This is a genomic window from Microbacterium sp. Bi128 (assembly GCF_918698205.1).
Genome location: NZ_CAKKMM010000629.1, coordinates 1 through 2838, shown reverse-complemented (window position 1 = coordinate 2838; position 2838 = coordinate 1). Strand labels below are relative to the sequence as shown.

At 68.3% G+C, this 2838-nt stretch carries 4 protein-coding genes; 3 read left to right on the top strand and 1 reads right to left on the bottom strand.

The genetic code is table 11. From position 1 onward, the window contains the following. Both LQV45_RS24000 and LQV45_RS23995 read left to right on the top strand, forming a co-directional pair. Positions 1-441 (top strand): 3-hydroxyacyl-CoA dehydrogenase family protein (locus tag LQV45_RS24000; protein WP_230009134.1); only part of this gene is annotated, 441 nt, incomplete at its 5' end. A gap of 32 nt (positions 442-473) precedes the next feature. Further along, entirely contained in the window at positions 474-1097 is a 624-nt protein-coding gene (locus LQV45_RS23995; protein WP_230009133.1) for a GNAT family N-acetyltransferase, read from the top strand. Here the strand turns inward: LQV45_RS23995 and LQV45_RS23990 are convergent. Next, on the bottom strand, positions 1094-1930 hold the full coding sequence (locus LQV45_RS23990) for an SGNH/GDSL hydrolase family protein (RefSeq protein WP_230009132.1): 837 nt from the start codon (positions 1928-1930) through the stop codon (positions 1094-1096). The genes LQV45_RS23995 and LQV45_RS23990 overlap by 4 nt on opposite strands. Positions 1931-2083: 153 nt before the next feature. Here LQV45_RS23990 and LQV45_RS23985 point away from each other — a divergent pair, with 153 nt between their 5' ends. Then, on the top strand, positions 2084-2821 hold the full coding sequence (locus LQV45_RS23985) for a tyrosine-protein phosphatase (protein WP_230009131.1): 738 nt from the start codon (positions 2084-2086) through the stop codon (positions 2819-2821). The last annotated feature ends 17 nt before the right edge of the window (positions 2822-2838 follow it).

The following is a 2838-nucleotide window of genomic DNA, read 5'->3' as shown; positions in this document are numbered from 1 at the left end:
GGCCTGCACTTCTTCAACCCGGTGCCGGCGTCGACGCTCATCGAAGTGGTCCTCGGCGAGCAGACTTCCGACGCCCTGGCCCAGGCCGCCCGCGGATGGGTGGAGGCGCTCGGCAAGACCGCCGTCGTGGTCAACGACGCGCCCGGCTTCGCCTCCTCCAGGCTGGGCGTCGCGATCGCCCTCGAAGCGATGCGCATGGTGGAAGAGGGCGTGGCCACCGCGGAAGACATCGACAACGCCATGGTGCTGGGCTACAAGCACCCCACGGGACCGCTGCGGACCACCGACATAGTGGGCCTGGACGTGCGCCTCGGCATCGCGGAGTACCTGCAGTCCACGCTGGGTGACCGTTTCGCTCCGCCGCAGATCCTCCGCGACAAGGTGGCCCGCGGCGAACTGGGCCGCAAGTCCGGCAAGGGCTTTTTCGACTGGACCAAGTGACCGGCATTCGTCCGTGCCCCTAGGATGGTGCGGTGACCTCCCTGGACCGCCCCGCGATCGCGCCCATCACCCTGACCGGCAAGTACGTCGTCCTTGAGCCGCTGAGCCAGGACCACCATGACGGCCTTGTCGAGGCGGCACGCGACGGCGAGCTGTGGCACCTCTGGTACACCAGCGTGCCCGCCCCGCAGCACATGGCCGCCGAGATTGAGCGTCGACTGGCCCTGCAGGACAGCGGTGCCATGCTGCCCTTCACCACGCGGCTGCTCGACCCCGCTGCCGGCGGACCGGGCCGGGTGATCGGCATGACCACCTACATGAACATCGACGCCGCCACGCCCCGGGTGGAGATCGGCTCCACCTGGAACGCGGCGTCCGCGCATGGCAGCGGCAGCAATCCGGACTCCAAGTTGCTGCTGCTGCGGCACGCCTTCGATACGCTGGGCTGCCCCGCCGTCGAGTTCCGGACGCACTGGCTCAACCACCAGTCCCGCGAGGCGATCACGCGGCTGGGGGCCAAACAGGACGGCGTGCTCCGCAGCCACACGCGCAGCGCCGACGGGGCGCTGCGGGACACCGTCGTGTATTCCATCCTGGAACATGAATGGCCGATGGTCCGGAACGCCCTCGAATCCCGGCTGGCCAAGCGGCGCTAGCGTGCCGAGTAGGCCTTGGCCCCGTTAAGCGATGCGAAGTACGCCTCGTAGCCCCGGGCGTTCGGGTGGAAGTTTTCGGGACTGGCCAGGGCTGTACGGCTGAAATTGATCCACGGAGCCGCAGAGTTCACGCCGTGACCGGCAAAAGCGGCCCGGACATCGACGTACTCCGCTCCGGTGGCCCGGGCGGCGGCGGCGATGGAGCCGTTCAGGCCGTCCGCCAGGACCGTGGCCTTGTAGATGAACCGGGACATCGGATCAGCCTGGCCGGGCGCGACCGGGTCATAGAGGTAGGGGTAGCCCGTCACTACAACCTTGGCGTTGGGGGCGGCAGCCTTCACGCGCTGGATCATCGCTGTCACGTCGCCGGACAGTCGGTGGCTGGAGATCTGGCCCTCGGCGTAGGCACTGGCGGCATCGCACAGCGGACCCGCAGCGGGATTGACCATGGCGGCGCCGCAGGAGGCGAGGATTTCCGCAAACCGGAGGTTGTTGCCGCCGGCAGTGATGGTGACGAGCCCGGTGCTCCTGGTCAGCCGCCTGAGCTGGGTGTTGACGACGTCCTGGGTCGTCTTGCCGCTGCAGGCCGCGTTGGCGACGAGTTTGATGGTCTTCGTGTGGGCAGCGAGTTCGGAATAGCTGTTCTCGCTCCGGTAGCAATCATCCAGGTACGGCCCCGCCCCCAGCCCGGCGGCATAGGAGTCTCCGAGCGCGACGTACCGGGTCCTGTCCGCCGCCTCCGCCGGTACCGCCGCCACACCGGCCGCCATGGCCAGGGCGGCGAGACCGGCCGCCAGAGCCGTCCGCCGGCGTCGAAGTTTCAGACGTCCCATGGTGTTCTCCTCAGTGGCACCCTGGATTCAGCGCCCGTGCCGTGAAAAACGTGTTGCGAAGCGTTAACCCCGCACCATGCCAATGGTCCCATTGTGTATAACGTTTGTGAATCCTGCCGCTGATCGCGCCGGTGCGTGTGCTTAGCTTTCTGGATGATGATTCCTGCAGCGCCCCTGGGCCAAGCCAAGGGGCAGGCGGTGCCCGGAACCGTGGAGTGGGATGGGGCCGTCAACGCGTGGCACGTGGCCGGGGACGTGTTCCGCATGGGACGGCGGGAGTGGCTCACCGAGGCCGGCTGGCGGCAGGTGCACCGCCGGGGCATCCGGACCGTCATCGACCTCCGCAACGAAGCCGAAATCCGGCGCCGGGAGACCGATCCGCCGGTGCGGGCTGGGGCCCTGGCCGGTTTCGACGTCGTGCTGGCACCCACCGAAGACCCGGACAACCGCGAATTCCGCGAGCTCTGCGTGCCTTACCTGAACGACCCCGCCTGTTATGCGGACAACGCCAGGCTGTTCCCGCACCTGCTGTCCCGGGTCTTCAAGGCGGTGGCCGCCGCGGAAGGCGGTGTGGTCATCCATTGCTCCGCGGGGCGGGACCGGAGCGGCATGATCGCAGCCATGCTCCAGGACCTCGCCGGTGACGGCGAAGAGGCCATTGTGAGCGGCTACCAGCGCTCCATGCGGGGCATCAACGAGCACCTCCGGCGCGCCGCAGTCCCGCATCCCCACGAGCGTTTCCTGCCCGAGAATGTGCTGGCGCCCCTGCTGGAATCCCGGGGCCAGAGCCTGCTGCAATTTGTCCGGTCCCTCAACACTGCGGACTACCTCTTCCGCCACGGCGTGACGACCCCGGAACTCGCGGCCATCCTCGGAAAGCTCGGCCGATAGGGTGGGCGCAGTTAGGG

Excerpts from the sequence above, each read along its gene's own strand:
- LQV45_RS23985 (WP_230009131.1), top strand. The coding sequence starts at position 2,084 with ATGATGATTCCTGCAGCGCCCCTGGGCCAAGCCAAGGGGCAGGCGGTG.
- LQV45_RS23990 (WP_230009132.1), bottom strand. The coding sequence starts at position 1,930 with ATGGGACGTCTGAAACTTCGACGCCGGCGGACGGCTCTGGCGGCCGGT.